Here is a 17559-nt window from a genome sequence, read left to right as displayed (position 1 = left end):
AGCGCGGCCCTCGCGGCCGACCCCGAAACCGCCCTCCGGCTGCTGGGCTCGGGCGCGCTGACCGTGCACGGCCGGGTCACCGACGCCTCCAACGCCGTCCTGTACTGCACCGTCGCGCTGGACGGCCGCACCGCCCCCTGCGTCTACAAGCCGGTGGCCGGGGAGCGCCCGCTCTGGGACTTCCCCGACGGCACCCTGGCCGGCCGCGAGGTGGCCGCCTACCGGCTGGCCGCGGCGACCGGCTGGGCGCTGATCCCGCCCACCGTGCTGCGCGAGGGCCCGCACGGCCCCGGCATGGTCCAGCTGTGGATCGAGCCCGACCTCGGCGCCCCCGAGCTGCTCGCCCTGCAGGACCCGGCCGGGCCGGAGCCGGGCTGGCTGCCGATCGTCCGGGCCGAGGTGGGGGAGGGCCGCACCGCCCTGCTGGTGCACCGCGACGACGAGCGGCTGCGCCGGCTCGCCGTGCTGGACGCCGTCCTCAACAACGCCGACCGCAAGGGCGGCCACTGGCTCCCGGCCGCCGACGGCCGGATCTACGGGATCGACCACGGGGTGACCTTCGCCGTCCCCGGCAAGCTGCGCACGCTGCTGTGGGGGTGGGCCGAACAGCCCCTCCCCGAGGAGGCCCGCGAGGTGCTCGACCGGCTCGCCGCCGGCCTCGGCGCCGACCTCGGCGGGGCGCTGGCCGAGGAGCTCCGCCCGCACCTGACCGAGGCCGAACTGGCCGCCACCGGGCAGCGGATCGAGCTGCTGCGGCGCACCGGGCGGCACCCGCTGCCGTCGGCTGACTGGCCGTCGATCCCGTGGCCGCCGGTCTGACCGGCACGGGCTGCGGCGGGTGGCTCGTACCCGGAACGATCGGAAAGTGATTCAAGCCGATCCTGGTGACTGGTTAGCCTTTCAAATGATCGCAAGGTTAGAGTCGGAGCCATGCATTCCTGGCCCGCCTCCGAGGTTCCCGCCCTGCCCGGTCAGGGGCTTCCCCTGCGCATCCACGACACCGCCACGAGCAGTGTCCGAGAGATCGTGCCCCAGGGGCCGACCGCTCGCCTGTACGTCTGCGGCATCACCCCGTACGACGCCACCCACCTGGGCCACGCTGCCACCTACAACACCTTCGACCTGGTGCAGCGGGTCTGGAAGGACGCCGGCCACGACGTCCTCTACGTGCAGAACGTCACCGACGTGGACGACCCGCTGCTGGAGCGGGCCGTGGCCACGGGGCAGGACTGGACGGTGCTCGCCGAGCGCGAGACCGCCCTGTTCCGGGAGGACATGACCGCGCTGCGGATCCTGCCCCCGGCCCACTACATCGGTGCCGTCGAGTCGATCCCGTGGATCGTCCCGCTGGTCAGGAAGCTGCTGGCGCGCGGCGCCGCCTACGAGCTGGACGGCGACATCTACTTCTCGGTGGAGTCGGACCCGCGCTTCGGCGAGGTCTCCGGGCTCACCCGCGAGCAGATGCTGCCGGTCTTCGGCGAGCGCGGCGGCGACCCCGAGCGGCCCGGCAAGAAGCACCCGCTGGACGCCCTGCTCTGGCTGGCCGCCCGCCCGGGCGAGCCCGCCTGGGACACCGAGCTCGGCCACGGCCGCCCCGGCTGGCACATCGAGTGCGTGGCGATCGCCCTGCAGTTCCTCGGGATGTCCTTCGACATCCAGGGCGGCGGCACCGACCTGTCCTTCCCGCACCACGAGATGGGCGCCGCGCACGCCCAGGTCGCCACCGGCGAGCACCCCTACGCCCAGGCGTACCTGCACTCCGGCATGGTCGCGCTGGACGGGCACAAGATGTCCAAGTCCCGCGGCAACCTGGTCTTCGTCTCGGCGCTGCGGCGCGAGGGCGTCGACCCGGCGGCGATCCGGCTGGCCCTGCTGGCGCACCACTACCGCAGCGACTGGGAGTGGACCGGCGCCGACCTGGACCGCGCCGTCGAGCGGCTCGCCGCCTGGCGGGCCGCGGTCTCCCGGCCGGACGGCCCGTCCGCCGAGGGCCTGCTGGCCGAGGTCCGGGCGGCCCTGGCCGAGGACCTGGACGCGCCGGCCGCGCTGGCCGCCGTCGACCGCTGGGCCGCTCTGCAGGCCGGGACCGGCGGTACCGACATCGGGGCGCCCGGCCTGGTCTCGCGGACGGTGGACGCGCTGCTGGGCATCGCGCTGTAGCACCGGGCACCACATCGGAAAGGGGCGTCGGGACCAGGTCCTGACGCCCCTTCCGGTCTGCTCGGCTCAGCCGTCCCGGCCCTCGTCGCGCCCGTCGGCGCCGTCCTCGGCCTGGTCCTGCGCGCTGTCCTGCGCGCTGTCCTGCTCCTCGGCCTGGTCCGGCTCCGCCGCCGGGCCGGGCTCCCTGTCCTCGGCGGGCCTCGGCTCGGTGTCCGCCGGGCCCGCGGTGGCGTGCCCGGCCACCGGCTTCTCGCCGGTCGGCCCCAGGTTGTCGCGCCGGCGCAGGTAGCGCTCGAACTCCCGGGCGATCGCGTCACCCGAGGCCTCCGGCAGCTCCGCCGTGTCCTGGGCCTCCTCCAGCTGCTGCACGTACTCCGAGACCTCGCTGTCCTCGGCCGCCAGCTGGTCGACGCCGAGCTGCCAGGCCCGGGAGTCCTCGGCCAGCTCGCCCGGCGGGATCCGCAGGTCGAGCAGGTCCTCCAGCTTGTTGATCAGCGCCAGCGTGGCCTTCGGGTTCGGTGGCTGCGCCACGTAGTGCGGCACCGCGGCCCAGAGCGTCACCGCCGGCACCCCGGCGTGCGCGCAGGCCTCCTGGAGCACGCCGACGATGCCGGTCGGGCCCTCGTAGCGGCTCTCCTCCAGATCCAGCGTCCGGGCCAGCGCGGCGTCCGAGGTCACCCCGCTGACCGGCACCGGACGGCTGTGCGGGGTGTCGCCGAGCAGGGCGCCCAGGATCACCACCAGCTCCACGCCCAGCTCGTGCGCGAAGCCGAGCAGTTCGTTGCAGTACGAGCGCCAGCGCATGCTGGGCTCGATGCCGCGGACCAGCACCAGGTCGCGCGGCTTGGGCTCGGTCACCCGGACCACCGAGAGGCGGGTGGTCGGCCAGGTGATCCGGCGGACGCCGCCGTCCAGCCAGACGGTCGGGCGGTTGACCTGGAAGTCGTAGTAGTCCTCCGCGTCGAGTGCGGCGAACACCTTCCCGCCCCAGGTCTCGTCCAGGTGCCCCACGGCCGCCGAGGCCGCGTCACCGGCGTCGTTCCAGCCCTCGAAGGCGCAGACCATCACCGGGTCGATCAACTCGGGAACGTCCTCCAGCTCGATCACCCAGCGTCTCCCTCCATCGGTCAGCCGCCGCCCCCGTCCGGTGCGCACCGGCTGGCCGGCCGCCGACTGTTCAACTCGCGCGTGGAACGCCCCGTTCCACGGTCCCTACCTGCCCAGCCTACGGTCTTCGACACCTGCCCCGGCCCGGAGTGGGAGAGCCTATCGGAGGGGCCTCGAGGCAGGGCGGAATTACCCCGCCGACGCTGCCGGGCGATGGGTCACCCGAGCGCCGCGGTGACGGCCGGGAGGTAGCCGTCCGCCTGGCCGCGGGCGGTGGGGTGGAAGGACTCCTGGAGGTGGGTGAGCACGAAGCGGGTGATCCACTCCTGGGAGCCGCCGGAGCAGACGCCGTGGCCGGCGAAGGCGGGCCGGACGTCGGCGAACTCGAAGCCCTGCTTGCCGGCCTGCTGCTGGATCAGCTCGTCCAGCCGGTCGGTGACGGCGTTGAACCGGACCCGGCGGGCGTCGGTGCCGATGGTGCAGATGGTGCCGGTGTGGAGCAGGTGCGGGTAGCCCGTCACCACCACCCGGGCGGCCGGGGCGGCCGCGCGCAGCTCGCCGTAGAGCGTGCCCAGCCTCCCCGGCAGGTCCTCGCGCAGCCGGCGCTCGGTCTCGTCCAGCGCGCGGTCGCACCGGCCGTCGGTGCTGAAGGGCTGGAGGCAGGCGACCACCCCGTCGGCGAAGCCCAGGTCGTTGCCGCCGATGGTCAGGGTGACCAGGGTGGCGTCGGCGGGCACCAGGGGCAGCTGGTCGCGCCGGACGTCCTCGGTGGTGGCCCCGTTGCAGGCCGCGTGCACGAAGGCGGCGGGGTGCTGCCCGGCGGCCCACAGGGCCGGGTACGCGCGGGCGCTGCGGCGGCAGTCGCCGCTCGCCGGGTCGTAGGCGCCGGCGGCGACGCCGGCCGCGTAGGAGTCGCCCAGCGCGGCGTAGGTGTCCTGCGGGGCGGCGGCGGCCGGGGTGGCGATGAGCAGCAGGGGAGCGGCGACGAGGGCGGCGAGCAGGCGGTGGCGCACGGGCTTCTCCGGGGTGCACGGGCCGGCCGGCCGAGCGGCGCGACCGTTCGATCACGCATGGTAGTCGGTTGGATGCGAAGCGTGGGGATGCCTTGATTTGCAAATCAGCGCAAGCCGTTTGCGCGATCTGTCGTACACTCGCGGCCATGACACGACGACTTGCCGAGGTGGCCAAGAAGGTCGGGGTGAGCGAGGCGACCGTCAGCCGGGTGCTGAACGAGAAGCCCGGCGTCTCCGAGGCGACCAGGGCCGCGGTGCTGACCGCCCTGGACGTGCTCGGCTACGAGCGCCCCACCCAGCTGCGCGGCGAGCGGGCCCGGCTGGTCGGGCTGGTGCTGCCCGAGCTGCAGAATCCGATCTTCCCCGCGTTCGCCGAGGTGGTCGGCGGCGCGCTGGCCGGCCAGGGCTTCACCCCGGTGCTCTGCACCCAGACCGCCGGCGGCGTCTCCGAGGCCGACTACGTCGACCTGTTGCTGGAGCAGCAGGTCTCCGGAGTGGTGTTCTTCGGCGGCCTGTACGCCCAGGGCGACGCCCCGCACGAGCACTACGACCGGCTGGCCGAGCGCAGCCTGCCGACGGTGCTGCTGAACGCGGCCATCGACCACCTGGACTTCCCCCGGGTCTCCTGCGACGACGCCGTGGCGGTCGAGCAGGCGGTGGGCCACCTCAAGCAGTTGGGCCACCGCAGGATCGGGCTGGTGCTCGGCCCGGCCGACCACGTGCCCTCGCACCGCAAGCTGGCCGCGGCCCGCACCGCGATGGCCAAGGCCGGCCTGGAGCTCCCCGAGGAGCACGTGGAGCGGGCCCTGTTCAGCCTGGAGGGCGGCCAGGCCGCGACCACCCGGCTGCTCAAGCGGGGTGTCACGGGCGTGGTCTGCGCCTCGGACCCGCTGGCCCTGGGGGCGGTGCGCGCGGTCCGGCGGGCCGGGCTGGCCGTGCCCGACGACGTGTCGGTGATCGGGTACGACGACTCCTCGTTCATGATGTGCACCGATCCGCCGCTGACCACCGTCCGCCAGCCGATCGAGGCGATGGGCCGGGCGGCGGTCGAGCTGCTGGTGGGGGAGATCGCCGGGGTCAAGGTGACCCACGACGAGCTGCTGTTCGAGCCGGAGCTGGTGGTGCGCGGGTCGACCGCGCCGGTCCGCGAGCGGGGCTGACGGTGGCGGCCGGCGGCGGCGCCGCCACGGTCTGACGAGGCTTCACCGGGCGGGCGGGCACTTCGGTGCCCGCCCGCTTCGGTATGCCCGCGGCCGGTCCGGAGGTGACTGTGCGTCGGTACGAGCCGTTGACATGCCCGTAGCCCCTCTGTAACTCTTGGCTGCCATCGCGCAAATCCTGCACAGATCAATGTCGTTTTCTTGATTCAAGCTGCAACTTCCCCGGAACGGCCGAGTGGTGGGCCGTTCGGGGCCCTCACCCGCCGACCCTCAGCGGCGGGCCCGGCGCGCAGCCGCGCACAGCACCGGAGTTCCGGGCCGCCGTCCGACAGCGGCGGCCCGGTGAGCTGTCAGTGATCGCAGAATCAGAGACAGAGGGACGCAATGAGATCGAAGCGCATACAGCCACGGCTGACCGCAGGGGCGGCCGTGCTGGGCATGCTCCTGCTGGCCGGGCCGCTGCTGCCGGCCGCCCGGGCCGCGGGCGGCCCCAACCTCGCCGCCGGCAAGGCCGTCACCGCCAGCAGCGTCGGCGACGTCTACGTGGTCGGCAACGTCAACGACGGCAATCAGGGCAGCTACTGGGAGAGCGCGAGCAACGCCCTGCCGCAGTGGGTCCAGGTCGACCTCGGCAGCGCCGCCGCGATCGACCAGGTGGTGCTCAAGCTGCCCACCTCCTGGGAGTCGCGGACCGAGACGCTCACCCTGCAGGGCAGCACCGACGGATCGAACCTCTCCACCCTGGTCGGCTCCGCCGTCTACTCCTTCGACCAGGGCGCGGGCAATACCGTCCGGATCAACTTCGGTGCCACCAGCGCCCGTTACGTCAGGATCAACGTCTCTGCCAACACCGGCTGGCCGGCCGCCCAGTTCTCCGAGTTCGAGGTCTACGGCGCCGCGTCGGCCTCGGGCAACCTGCTGGCCGGCCGCCCGATCACCAGCAGCAGCGCCAACTCCCCGTACAGCGCGAGCAATGCCGCGGACGGCAACCGGGGCAGCTACTGGGAGAGCGCCAACAACGCCTTCCCGCAGTGGATCCAGGGTGACCTCGGGGCCGCCGTGCCGGTCAACAAGCTGGTGCTGGGGCTGCCCGGCGGCTGGGGCGCCCGGAGCGAGACCCTGAAGGTCCAGGGCAGCACCGACGGCAGCAACTTCACCGATCTGGCGGCCGCCACGGCCTACTCCTTCGATCCGGCGAGCGGCAACACCGTCACGGTCAACCTGGCGACCACCACCACCCGCTACCTGCGCCTCACCGTGACCGCGAACTCGGCCTGGCCGGCCGCCCAGCTGGCCGAGTTCGAGGCGTACGGGCCGGCCACCGGCGACGTCCAGGCGCCGAGCGCGCCGACCGGCCTGGCGTACACCCAGCCGGCCTCCGGGCAGATCAGGCTCGGCTGGAACGCGGCCACCGACAACGTCGGCGTCACCGGCTACGACATCTACGCCGACAACGTGCTGCTCACCAGTGTCGCTGGCAGCGTGCTGAGCTACACCGACAGCCGCCCGGACAGCGCCACCGTCTCCTACTACGTGAAGGCCAGGGACGCGGCGGGCAACCAGTCCGGCAGCAGCAACACGGTGACCCGGGCCGGGCAGGGCGGCGACACCCAGGACCCGTCCGCGCCGGCCGGCCTGGCGTACACCCAGCCGGCCTCCGGCCAGATCAGGCTGACCTGGGGCGCCTCGGCCGACAACGTCCAGGTCACCGGCTACGACGTGTACGCCAACGGCGCGCTGCGCGCCTCGGTGGCGGGCAATGTCCTGACGTACACCGACAGCCAGCCCGACAGCGCGACGGTCTCCTACTACGTGAAGGCCAAGGACGCGGCGGGCAACCAGTCCGGCAGCAGCAACACGGTGATCCGGACCGGGCAGGGCGGCGGCACCGGCACCAACCTCGCGGCCGGCAAGCCGATCACCGGCTCCTCCTCGGTGTTCACCTTCGTGGCGGCCAACGCCAACGACAACGACACGGCCACCTACTGGGAGGGCGCCCCCGGCAGCTACCCGGACACCCTGACGGTGGCGCTCGGCGCCAACGCCGCCACCAGCTCGGTGGTGGTCAAGCTCAACCCCAACAGCGCCTGGTCGACCAGGACCCAGACCATCGAGGTGCTGGGGCGGGAGCAGAGCGCCACCGGTCCCACCCGGCTGGTCGCCCCGCAGAGCTACACCTTCGACCCGGCCACCGGGAACACCGTCACCATCCCGGTGAGTGCGACCGTGGCCGACGTCCAGCTGAAGATCACCGCCAACAGCGGCTCCGCGGCCGGCCAGGTGGCCGAGTTCCAGGTGATCGGCACCCCGGCGCCCAACCCGGACCTCACCGTCACCGGGATCACCTCCTCGCCCGCCGACCCGGTCGAGACCGACGCCGTCCAGCTCTCCGCCACCGTGCGCAACGCCGGCACGGCCGCGGCCGGGCCGAGCAGCGTCACCTTCTACCTGGGCACCACCAAGGTCGGCACCGCCCAGGTCGGCGCGCTGGCGGTGGGTGCCACCAGCACCGTGAGCACCGGCATCGGCACCCAGAACGCGGGCAGCTACCAACTGACGGCCAAGGCCGACGAGCCGAACGCCGTGATCGAGCGGGACGAGACCAACAACGACTGCACCAGCCCCACCGCGCTCACGGTCAGCCCGGTCGCCAGCTCCGACCTGGTCGCCGCGGCGGTCGGCTGGACGCCGGGCAACCCGGCCGCCGGCAACAACGTCGCGTTCACGGTGGCGATCAAGAACCAGGGCACCGTGGCCACGACCGGCGGCAGCCACGGCGTCACCCTCACGGTGGCCGACGCCACCACCGGCGCCGTGGTCCGGACGCTGACCGGCTCCTCCACCGGTGCGATCGCCCCGGGCGCCACCACCGCGCCCGTCCCGCTGGGCAGTTGGACGGCCGCCAACGGCAAGTACACCATCAGGACGGTGCTGGCCGCGGACGGCAACGAGCTGCCCCTGAAGCAGGGCAACAACACCGGCAGCCAGCCGCTGTACGTCGGCCGCGGTGCCAACATGCCGTACGACACCTACGAGGCCGAGGACGGCGTGCTGGCCGGCGGCGCGGCCGTGGTCGGCCCGAACCGGACCATCGGCGACCTGGCCGGCGAGGCTTCCGGGCGCCGCGCCGTGACGCTCAACTCCACCGGCGCCTCGGTGGAGTTCACCACCAAGGCGGCCACCAACACGCTGGTGACCAGGTTCTCCATCCCGGACGCGCCGGGCGGCGACGGGATCGACTCCACCCTCGACGTGTACGTGAACGGCAGCTTCCTCAAGGCGATCGACCTGACCTCCAAGTACGCCTGGCTGTACGGCAACGAGACCTCGCCGGGCAACGGACCGAGCGCGGGCGGACCGCGGCACGTCTACGACGAGGCCAACCTCCTGCTGGGCACCACGGTGCCGGCCGGCAGCAGGATCAAGCTGCAGAAGGACGCCGCCAACTCCAGCCAGTACGCGATCGACTTCGTCAGCCTGGAGCAGGCGACCCAGACCGCCGACCCGGACCCGGCCCGATACGCCGTGCCGGCCGGCTTCACCCAGAACGACGTGCAGGCCGCGCTGGACCGGGTGCGGATGGACACCACCGGCACCCTGCTGGGCGTCTACCTGCCGGCCGGTGACTACCAGACCGCCAACAAGTTCCAGGTCTACGGCAAGGCCGTGAAGGTGATCGGGGCCGGGCCGTGGTTCACCCGGTTCTACGCGCCGGGCGGGCAGTCCAACACCGATGTCGGCTTCCGCGCGGAGGCCTCGGCCAACGGCTCGACCTTCGCCGGCTTCGCCTACTTCGGCAACTACACCTCCCGGATCGACGGCCCCGGAAAGGTCTTCGACTTCTCCAACGTCGCCGGCATCACGATCGACAACATCTGGACCGAGCACATGGTCTGCATGTACTGGGGCGCCAACACCGACTCCATGCGGATCACCAACTCGCGGATCCGCGACACCTTCGCCGACGGCATCAACATGACCAACGGCTCCACCGACAACCTGGTCTCCAACAACGAGGCCCGGGCCACCGGCGACGACAGCTTCGCGCTGTTCTCCGCGATCGACGCCGGTGGCGCGGACGAGAAGAACAACGTCTTCGAGAACCTCACCGCCGTGCTGACCTGGCGGGCGGCCGGGATCGCGGTGTACGGCGGCTACGCCAACACCTTCCGCAACATCTACATCGCCGACACCCTCTGCTACTCGGGCGTCACCATCTCCTCGCTGGACTTCGGCTACCCGATGAACGGCTTCGGGACGGACCCGACCAACCTGCAGAACATCTCCCTGGTCCGGGCCGGCGGCCACTTCTGGGGCGCCCAGGTCTTCCCGGCGATCTGGGTCTTCTCGGCCTCCAAGGTCTTCCAGGGGATCCGGGTGAGCGACGTGGACATCGTCGACCCGACCTACAGCGGCATCATGTTCCAGACCAACTACAGCGGCGGCCAGCCGCAGAACCCGGTCACCGACACGGTGTTCACCAACGTCTCGATCACCGGGGCCCGCCGGAGCGGTGACGCCTTCGACGCCAGGTCCGGCTACGGCATCTGGGCCAACGAGATGCCGGAGGCCGGCCAGGGCCCGGCGGTCGGCTCGGTGACCTTCGACCACCTGACCCTGAGCGGCAACGCCAAGGACATCCAGAACACCACCTCGACCTTCCACATCACCGTCAACCCGTAGCACCGACGCTCCGGAGCAGGGCGGGCACCGGGGTGCCCGCCCTGCTCCGGCATGCCCGCAGCCTGCGTCGACGGGCGGCTACGCAAGCGAGAAGTCGTGTTTTTGCGAAATCTCGTCGACATCTTGTGGTCATCTGTCGAGGCTGGTTAAGTGGTCGACGCCAGCAGGCGATGCGTCACCGCAGCGGCAGAGGTACGACCTCGCACGCGCTTCCCCGCCACCCGACTGTGTTTCTCGGAGGCGGCCCCCACCGGAAATCACGGGCTACTCCCGCGCCCCGGCGCTGCCCACGTGCTCGAAAGGGTCCACCCGCATGAACAGAGACCGGCTCATCCGCAGATCCGTCGCCCTCGCCGCCGCGGCCGGCCTGGCGCTCAGCGCCGCCGCCTGCAGCTCCTCCGGCTCCTCGGGCTCGGCCGACCAGGGCGGTTCGGCCAAGGGCGGCTCCGCCGACGCCGCGGCCCCGCTCGACCCGGCCACCAAGGTGACGATCAGCATCGACTGCCAGCCGCCGGTCACCAAGGCCGCCGAGCGCAAGCAGTGGGCGGACGACGTCGCGGCCTTCAACAAGCTCTACCCGAACGTCACGGTCGACGCCAAGGACGGCTTCCCCTGCGAGGAGCCCGCCGCCTTCACCGCCCAGCTCAAGGGCAGGACCCAGACCGACGTCTTCTACAGCTACTTCACCGACCTGAACCAGGTGCTGGACGCCGACGGCGTCGAGGACATCTCGGCCTACGTCAACGACAGGTCCGTCCCGGCCCTGAAGGACATCGACCCGTCCGTGCTGGCCACCCTGAAGTCGGAGGGCAAGCTGTACGGACTGCCCTACTCCAACTACAAGATGGGCCTGCTCTACAACCGCAAGCTCTTCACCCAGGCCGGCCTCGACCCGGACAAGCCGCCGACCACCTGGGAGGGCATCCGGGAGGCCGCCAAGAAGATCGCCGCGCTGGGCAACGGCGTCAACGGCTACGGCGACTACAGCGCCACCAACCAGGGCGGCTGGCACTACACCGCCGAGCTGTACGGCCTGGGCGGCGCGATGACCACCGCGGACGGCAAGAAGGCCGCCTTCAACACCCCCGAGGGCAAGCAGGTCCTGCAGAACCTGTACGACATGCGCTGGACCGACAACAGCATGGGCGCCACCCAGGGGCTCAAGTGGCCCGACCTGATGACCCAGATGTCCACCGACAAGCTGGGCATGTACGTCGGCGCCCCGGACGACATCACGTACATGGTGCAGACCCTCAAGGGCAACTACGCGGACTACGGCATGGGCCCGATGCCGGGCGGCAGGGCGGCCCTGCTCGGCGGCAACGACTACCTCTTCAAGAAGGGGTCGAGCCCGGACCAGATCAAGGCCGGCATCGCCTGGATCAACTTCAAGTTCCTCACCATCGGCAAGGGCCAGTTCGACTACGCCCGCAACAAGACCGACGGCCTGCCGGTCGGCCTGCCCCAGCCGTTCTTCTTCACCGGCGCCAGCCTGCAGGCGGACAACAAGGCCAAGGCCACCGACGCCACCGTCCCGGTGCAGAACTACGCGCCGTACCTGGCCGCGTCGGTGCCCGGAAAGACCGAGCCGGCCAACGCCCAGCAGATCTACAAGGTGCTGGACAACGCCGTCTCCGCCGTCCTGACCGACAAGGACGCCAAGGTGGACAAGCTGCTCTCGGACGCCGAGAGCCAGGTCAACCAGGTGCTGGCGAGCCTCCAGTAACGGTCCGCCAGGGGCCGGCCGCCGGGCCGGCCCCCGGCGCCGCCCGCACCCGCCCAGCCCGCCGACCCAGGAGCCCCCTCCGATGGCAGCGATCAGCGTCTTGGCCCGCAAGAAGCCCGCCGGGCCGCCCCCGGACCGTGCCCCCGCCTCCCGCCGCGCGGGTCTGCGCCAGCGCGTCCGCCAGCACCTCACGGCGCACGGCTTCCTGCTCGGCGCGCTGCTCTGCTTCGGCTACTTCGCCTGGTACCCGATGGTCCGCGAAGTCATCATGAGCTTCCAGAAGACCAAGCGCGGCCGGACCACCTGGGTGGGGTTGGACAACCTCGACCACATCCTCCAGGACCCGGCCTTCTGGCAGGCCTGGCGCAACACCCTGCTCTTCACCCTGCTCGCCCTGCTGCTCGGCTTCGCGATGCCCTTCGTGGTCGCCGTGCTGCTCAACGAACTCCGGCACGCCAAGGCCTACCTGAGGATCCTGGTGTACCTGCCGGTGATGATGCCGCCGGTCGCCTCGGTGCTGCTCTTCAAGTACTTCTACGACCCCGGGCACGGCCTGTTCAACAGCATCCTGAGCGCCCTCCACCTGCCGACCTCGGCCTGGCTGAACTCCGCCGGCACCGCGATGGTCTCGGTGGTGATCGCCGCCACCTGGATGAACATGGGCGGCGCCACCCTGATCTACCTGGCCGCCCTGCAGGGCATCCCCGGCGAGCTGTACGAGGCCGCCGAGCTGGACGGGGCCGGGCTGCTGCGCCGGATCTGGCACGTCACCATCCCGCAGACCCGGCTGATCCTCTCGATGCTGCTGCTGCTCCAGGTCGTCGCCACCATGCAGGTCTTCGTGGAGCCCTACCTGCTCACCGGCGGCAACGGCCCGCAGGGCTCCACCACCACCGTGGTCTACCTGATCTACCAGTACGCCTTCAACTTCAACAACTACGGCAGCGCCTCCGCGCTGGGCCTGGTGATGCTCGTCGTCCTGGCCGGCTTCTCGGCCCTCTACGCGCGGCTGAGCCGCACCACCGACTGAGGAGCGGCCGCGATGCGCACCCTGATCTCCGACACCCAGCTGAACCGCCGCCGCGGGCGGATCGTGTACCGGATCGTGCTCACCCTGGTGCTGGTCACCTTCACCCTGGTCTTCCTCGGCCCGCTCTACTGGCTGGTCACCGGCGGGCTGAAGTCCACCCGGGAAGTGCTGCAGAACCCGCCGACGCTCTTCCCCGCGCAGATCCGCACCGACACCTACAGTGAGGCCTGGAGCCAACTGCGGATGGGCCGGCTGTTGTTCAACACCCTCTACTACGCCTTCGGGGCGCTCGCCTTCCAGCTGGTGTTCGACGTCGCCGCGGCCTACGCCCTGTCGAAGCTCCGGCCGGTGCTGGGCAAGCTGATCCTCGGGATGATGCTCGCCACCCTGATGATCCCGGCGGCGGTGCTGATCGTGCCGCAGTACCTGACCGTGCTGGATCTGCCGCTGCTGCACGTCAACCTGATCAACACCCCCTGGGCGATCTGGCTGCCCACCGTCGCCAACGCCTTCAACATCTTCCTGCTGAAGCGCTTCTTCGACTCGATCCCGGAGGAGCTGATGGCCGCGGCGGCGATCGACGGGGCCACCCCGCTGCGGGCCCTGTGGTCGATCGTGCTGCCGATGTCCCGCCCGATCCTCGGCGTGGTGTCCATCTTCGCGGTGGTCAACGTCTGGAAGGACTTCCTGTGGCCGATGCTGGTCCAGCCGGATCCGGCGAACCAGCCGCTCAACATCGGCATCAACTCGCTCTCGCTCGGCGTCTCGCAGAACGTGATCATCGCGGCCCTGGCGATCGCCTCGGCACCGACCGTCGTGTTCTTCCTGATCTTCCAGCGCAACATCATGGCCGGCCTGACCTCAGGCAGCCTCAAGGGCTGACCGCCCGTCACATCCCCAAGCCTGTCCACTCTCGAAAGGGGCCCCACCGTGGCACAGCAGCCCGAGCACTCGGACTGGTGGCGGGACGCCGCGATCTACCAGGTGTACCCGCGCAGCTTCGCCGACGGCAGCGGCGACGGCACCGGGGACCTTGCCGGGGTCCGCTCACGCCTGGCGTACCTCGCCGAACTCGGCGTCCAAGCCGTCTGGTTCAACCCCTGGTACCCCTCGCCGATGGCCGACGGCGGCTACGACGTGGCCGACTACCGGGACGTCGACCCGGCCTTCGGCACGCTGGCCGAGGCCGAGAAGCTGATCGCCGAGGGCCTGGAGCTGGGCATCCGGACCATCGTGGACGTGGTGCCCAACCATGTCTCCGAGGCCCACCCGTGGTTTTGCGCCGCGCTCGCGGCCGGCCCCGGCAGCCCCGAGCGGGAGCTCTTCCACTTCCGTCCCGGCCGCGGCGAGCAGGGCGAACTGCCGCCCAACGACTGGAGATCCGAGTTCGGCGGCTGCCCGTGGACCAGGACCAGCGACCCGGACGGGACGCCGGGCGACTGGTACCTGCACCTGTTCGCCGTCCAGCAGCCGGACCTCAACTGGGCCCACCCGCAGGTCCGTTCGGAGCACGAGTCGATCCTGCGGTTCTGGTTCGACCGGGGCGCGGCCGGGGTGCGGATCGACTCCGCCGGCCTGCTCGCCAAGGATCCCGGGCTGCCGGACTTCGTACCGGGCCGCGACCCGCACCCGTACGTCGACCGGGACGAGCTGCACGAGATCTACCGCTCCTGGCGCGAGATCGCCGACTCGTACGCCGAGCCCCGGGTGCTGATCGGCGAGATCTGGGTGCCCGACACCCAGCGGTTCGCCCGCTACCTGCGCCCGGACGAGCTGCACACCGCCTTCAACTTCGACTTCCTGGCCCGGCCCTGGGACGCGGCGCAGCTGCGCGCCTCGATCGACGCCACCCTGGCCGCGCACGCCCCGGTCGGGGCCCCGGCCACCTGGGTGCTGGCCAATCACGACGTCACCCGCACGGTGACCCGCTACGGCCGGGCCGACACCCGGTTCGACTTCGCGGCCAAGGCCTTCGGCACCCCCACCGATCTGCCGCTCGGGCTCCGCCGGGCCCGGGCGGCCGCGCTGCTCTCGCTGGCGCTGCCCGGCTCGGTCTACCTCTACCAGGGCGAGGAGCTCGGGCTGCCGGAGGTGGAGGACCTGCCGCTGGAGCGCCTCCAGGACCCGATGCACCTGCGCTCCGGCGGCATCGACCCGGGCCGGGACGGCTGCCGGGTGCCGCTGCCCTGGTCGGGCGGCGAGCCGCCGTACGGCTTCGCTCCGCCGGGTGTCGAGCCGTGGCTGCCGCAGCCGGCCGGCTGGGCCGCGCTGACGGTCGAGGCCCAGTCCGGGGACCCGGCCTCGATGCTGGAGCTCTACCGGGCGGCGCTGCGGATCCGGCGTTCGGTGGTGGCGGGGGAGTTCGACTGGCTTCCGGCCGCTCCGGAGGTGCTGGCCTTCCGGCGCTCGGGTGGCTTCTGCTGCCTGGTGAACCTGGGTGCCGAGCCGGTGCCGCTGCCGCCGCACGGGGCCGTGCTGCTCGCCAGCGGGCCGCTCGCCGACGGGCTGCTGCCGGTGGACACGGCGGTCTGGCTGCAGGGCTCGCCAATCTGATGGACACCTGTCTATGATTACTGGACAGTTGTCCATGAGTGAGTGAGTGGGGACCATGCAGATCCTGTCCGTCGTCCTGGTGGCCCTGGTGGCCGCGCTGCACCTGTACTTTCTGGTGCTGGAGATGTTCCTGTGGCAGCGCAAGCCGGGGCGCGAGCTCTCCGGCTTCGACGCCGAGCTGGCCAGGGCGACCGCGCCGCTCGCCGCCAACCAGGGCCTCTACAACGGCTTCCTGGCGGCCGGCCTGGTCTGGGGCCTGATCGCGGCCGACCCCACCGGCCAGCGGGTGCAGGTGTTCTTCCTGAGCTGCGTGGTGGTGGCGGGCCTGTACGGCGCGGCCACCGCCAACCGGCGCATCCTGTTCGCCCAGGCCCTCCCCGGGGCACTGGCGCTGGCCGCCGTGCTGGTGGCCGGATGAGCCCGGCCGCAGCCGACCCGCGGGCCGAGCGGACCAGGGCCGGCCTGCGGGCGGCGCTGCTCGCCGAATGCGCGGAGCGGCCGCTCGACCAGGTCAGCGTCTCGGCGGTGGTGCGCCGGGCCGGGGTCGGCCGGGCCACCTTCTACCTGCACTACCAGGACCTCCAGGCGCTCGCGGTGGACGCCTGCGCGGAGGTGGTGCGGGCGGCGAACGACGCCCTGCACGCCTGGCGGGGCATCCCGGATCCGGCGGCGCCGCCGTCCGAGCTGGCGGAGTTCTTCGGCGAGGTCCGCGAGCAGGCCGGGCTCCACCGCTCCCTGCTGCACCCCGGCGGCACCGGCCCGCTCGGCGAGCTGCTCAACCTGGAACTCCGCGAGCGCAGCCGCACCGAACGCGCACGCGCCGGCGCCCCCCACCCCGGCGTGGTCGCGGCCGCCGTCGCCGGGGCCTTCACCGCCCTGCTGGCCGACTGGCTGCACAGCCCCGAGCCCGCCGCCCCGCCGGTCGTGGCCGGCCAGGTCTGGCGCCTGCTGATCTCCCTGCACCGCACCCCGTTCCCCTGAGCACCGGCGCCGCACCCCGCCCGGACGCGCGTCTCAGACCCGCCCCCACCCGTCCCGGTACGCCGCCCAGTCCTCGTCGGTCGCCGTGAAGTCGACGTACAGCGCCAGCCCGAAGGAGCGCCGCGGGCTGTCGCCGAGCCCGAGCCGGGCGCCGCGGACGGCCGCGGCCACCGTCTCCGCCGAGCCACGGTGGCTGAAGGTGTCGTCCCAGTAGGCGGGCAGCCCCATCAGCAGGTCGACCCGCTCGGGCGTCACCTCCAGGGCCAGCCGGGTCTGCCGCACCACGTACCCGCCGTACAGCGACTCCAGCTGCATGCTGGTGTCGTAGGACATCAGCGCGACCTGGTCGACCCGGCGCGCGGTCTGGGCGAAGTACGCCTGCGACCACCACTTGCCGTGCCCGGTCAGCCCGGTGCCGGCCACGTGCAGCCCGGGCAGCGGGTCGATCTGCGGCGCCGCCACCGACAGCGGGACACCCCGGGCGGCGGTCGTCGCGTGCGCCTGGTCGAGCAGGGCGAGCCAGCCGGGGTCCTCCGAGTGCACCGGCTCCATGTCGAAGTGCACCCCGTCGAAGCCGAGGTCCAGCACCTGGACGCAGGAGGCGGTGATCCGGTCCCGGACGTCCGCCCGGTCGAGGTGCAGCCCCTCCTTCTCGGGTGCGACCACGTCGCCCAGCCAGGACTGCACCCGGACCCCGGGCAGCGTCCGGTGCACCTGGTCCACGAACCGCCGGGCGGTCGGGTACAGCGCAGGGTCGAGCGAGCCGTCGTGCGCGAGCGGCCCGGTGTGCACGTAGAGGTCCCGGATCCCGGTGCCGGCCAGCCGCCGGCCGAGCTCGGCGAGCTCCGCGTCCCCCTTTCGGCCGTCCACCCAGGCGTGGCCCAGCCAGAGCGCGTCGCGGCCCCTGCTCCGGGCCTCGGCGGCCGGCTCTCCGGTGTACGCGAGCCGCAGCGCGGCGGCCGCGCCGGCCACCGGGAGCAGCAACAGGGCCAGGCCCAGCAGGGCCGCCACACCCGTCCGGCGCCATCGGCCCCACCCGCGCCAGCGTGCCCGCAGCACCCTCAGTCGCGCCCGTATCGCCCGTCGCACAAGGCCTCCCCGTTCTCGTCCGGCGTCCATCAGGACGCCCACGATGCGAAACGGGTT

The 17559-nt window shown here is 72.1% G+C and carries 13 protein-coding genes; 10 read left to right on the top strand and 3 right to left on the bottom strand.

Going from position 1 to position 17559, the window contains the following annotated elements:
• Positions 1-39: 39 nt before the first annotated feature.
• Together AB0K43_RS19565 and mshC are read left to right on the top strand one after the other, a co-directional pair.
• Positions 40-819: an SCO1664 family protein gene (locus AB0K43_RS19565; protein WP_363641402.1), complete on the top strand. Its 780-nt coding sequence runs from the start codon at positions 40-42 to the stop codon at positions 817-819.
• A 111-nt stretch (positions 820-930) separates the two neighbouring features.
• Positions 931-2160, top strand: coding sequence for a cysteine--1-D-myo-inosityl 2-amino-2-deoxy-alpha-D-glucopyranoside ligase (gene mshC / locus AB0K43_RS19560; RefSeq protein ID WP_363641348.1), 1230 nt, complete (start codon positions 931-933; stop codon positions 2158-2160).
• Between the two features lie 66 nt (positions 2161-2226).
• Here the strand turns inward: mshC and AB0K43_RS19555 are convergent, their stop codons facing one another.
• Complete coding sequence (locus AB0K43_RS19555) at positions 2227-3267, bottom strand: PAC2 family protein (protein ID WP_363641346.1); 1041 nt, start codon at positions 3265-3267, stop codon at positions 2227-2229.
• 218 nt (positions 3268-3485) lie between these two features.
• Entirely contained in the window at positions 3486-4280 is a 795-nt protein-coding gene (locus AB0K43_RS19550; protein ID WP_363641344.1) for an SGNH/GDSL hydrolase family protein, read from the bottom strand.
• 146 nt (positions 4281-4426) lie between these two features.
• Between AB0K43_RS19550 and AB0K43_RS19545 the strand changes: the two genes are divergently transcribed.
• The 8 genes from AB0K43_RS19545 (at position 4427) to AB0K43_RS19510 (ending at position 16413) form a co-directional block, all read left to right on the top strand.
• Positions 4427-5440 (top strand): LacI family DNA-binding transcriptional regulator, encoded by a 1014-nt coding sequence (locus tag AB0K43_RS19545; RefSeq protein ID WP_363641342.1) that lies wholly within the window; start codon positions 4427-4429, stop codon positions 5438-5440.
• 384 nt (positions 5441-5824) lie between these two features.
• Entirely contained in the window at positions 5825-10123 is a 4299-nt protein-coding gene (locus AB0K43_RS19540) for a discoidin domain-containing protein (protein WP_363641340.1), read from the top strand.
• 313 nt (positions 10124-10436) lie between these two features.
• Complete coding sequence (locus AB0K43_RS19535) at positions 10437-11849, top strand: extracellular solute-binding protein (protein WP_363641338.1); 1413 nt, start codon at positions 10437-10439, stop codon at positions 11847-11849.
• Between the two features lie 82 nt (positions 11850-11931).
• Positions 11932-12879 carry a sugar ABC transporter permease gene (locus AB0K43_RS19530; RefSeq protein ID WP_363641336.1) on the top strand — a complete coding sequence of 316 codons (948 nt, stop codon included), beginning with the start codon at positions 11932-11934 and terminating at the stop codon, positions 12877-12879.
• Positions 12880-12891: 12 nt separating this feature from the next.
• A complete protein-coding gene (locus AB0K43_RS19525; protein WP_363641334.1) occupies positions 12892-13761 on the top strand; it encodes a carbohydrate ABC transporter permease in 870 nt (289 codons plus the stop codon).
• A gap of 48 nt (positions 13762-13809) precedes the next feature.
• A complete protein-coding gene (locus AB0K43_RS19520; protein WP_363641332.1) occupies positions 13810-15432 on the top strand; it encodes a glycoside hydrolase family 13 protein in 1623 nt (540 codons plus the stop codon).
• Between the two features lie 55 nt (positions 15433-15487).
• On the top strand, positions 15488-15850 hold the full coding sequence (locus AB0K43_RS19515) for a DUF1304 domain-containing protein (RefSeq protein ID WP_363641330.1): 363 nt from the start codon (positions 15488-15490) through the stop codon (positions 15848-15850).
• On the top strand, positions 15847-16413 hold the full coding sequence (locus AB0K43_RS19510) for a TetR/AcrR family transcriptional regulator (RefSeq protein ID WP_363641328.1): 567 nt from the start codon (positions 15847-15849) through the stop codon (positions 16411-16413). The genes AB0K43_RS19515 and AB0K43_RS19510 overlap by 4 nt, the downstream gene beginning before the upstream one ends.
• Positions 16414-16446: 33 nt before the next feature.
• On the opposite strand, the gene AB0K43_RS19505 is transcribed toward AB0K43_RS19510, so the two are convergent.
• Entirely contained in the window at positions 16447-17532 is a 1086-nt protein-coding gene (locus tag AB0K43_RS19505) for a hypothetical protein (RefSeq protein ID WP_363641326.1), read from the bottom strand.
• Between the last annotated feature and the right edge of the window lie 27 nt (positions 17533-17559).

This window comes from Kitasatospora sp. NPDC049258, assembly GCF_040678895.1.
Lineage (GTDB): Bacteria > Actinomycetota > Actinomycetes > Streptomycetales > Streptomycetaceae > Kitasatospora.
This window is presented reverse-complemented; position numbering and strand designations above follow the sequence as displayed.

Excerpts from the sequence above, each read along its gene's own strand:
- mshC (WP_363641348.1), top strand. The coding sequence starts at position 931 with ATGCATTCCTGGCCCGCCTCCGAGGTTCCCGCCCTGCCCGGTCAGGGG.
- AB0K43_RS19545 (WP_363641342.1), top strand. The coding sequence starts at position 4,427 with ATGACACGACGACTTGCCGAGGTGGCCAAGAAGGTCGGGGTGAGCGAG.
- AB0K43_RS19540 (WP_363641340.1), top strand. The coding sequence starts at position 5,825 with ATGAGATCGAAGCGCATACAGCCACGGCTGACCGCAGGGGCGGCCGTG.
- AB0K43_RS19535 (WP_363641338.1), top strand. The coding sequence starts at position 10,437 with ATGAACAGAGACCGGCTCATCCGCAGATCCGTCGCCCTCGCCGCCGCG.
- AB0K43_RS19530 (WP_363641336.1), top strand. The coding sequence starts at position 11,932 with ATGGCAGCGATCAGCGTCTTGGCCCGCAAGAAGCCCGCCGGGCCGCCC.
- AB0K43_RS19525 (WP_363641334.1), top strand. The coding sequence starts at position 12,892 with ATGCGCACCCTGATCTCCGACACCCAGCTGAACCGCCGCCGCGGGCGG.
- AB0K43_RS19515 (WP_363641330.1), top strand. The coding sequence starts at position 15,488 with ATGCAGATCCTGTCCGTCGTCCTGGTGGCCCTGGTGGCCGCGCTGCAC.
- AB0K43_RS19510 (WP_363641328.1), top strand. The coding sequence starts at position 15,847 with ATGAGCCCGGCCGCAGCCGACCCGCGGGCCGAGCGGACCAGGGCCGGC.
- AB0K43_RS19505 (WP_363641326.1), bottom strand. The coding sequence starts at position 17,532 with ATGGACGCCGGACGAGAACGGGGAGGCCTTGTGCGACGGGCGATACGG.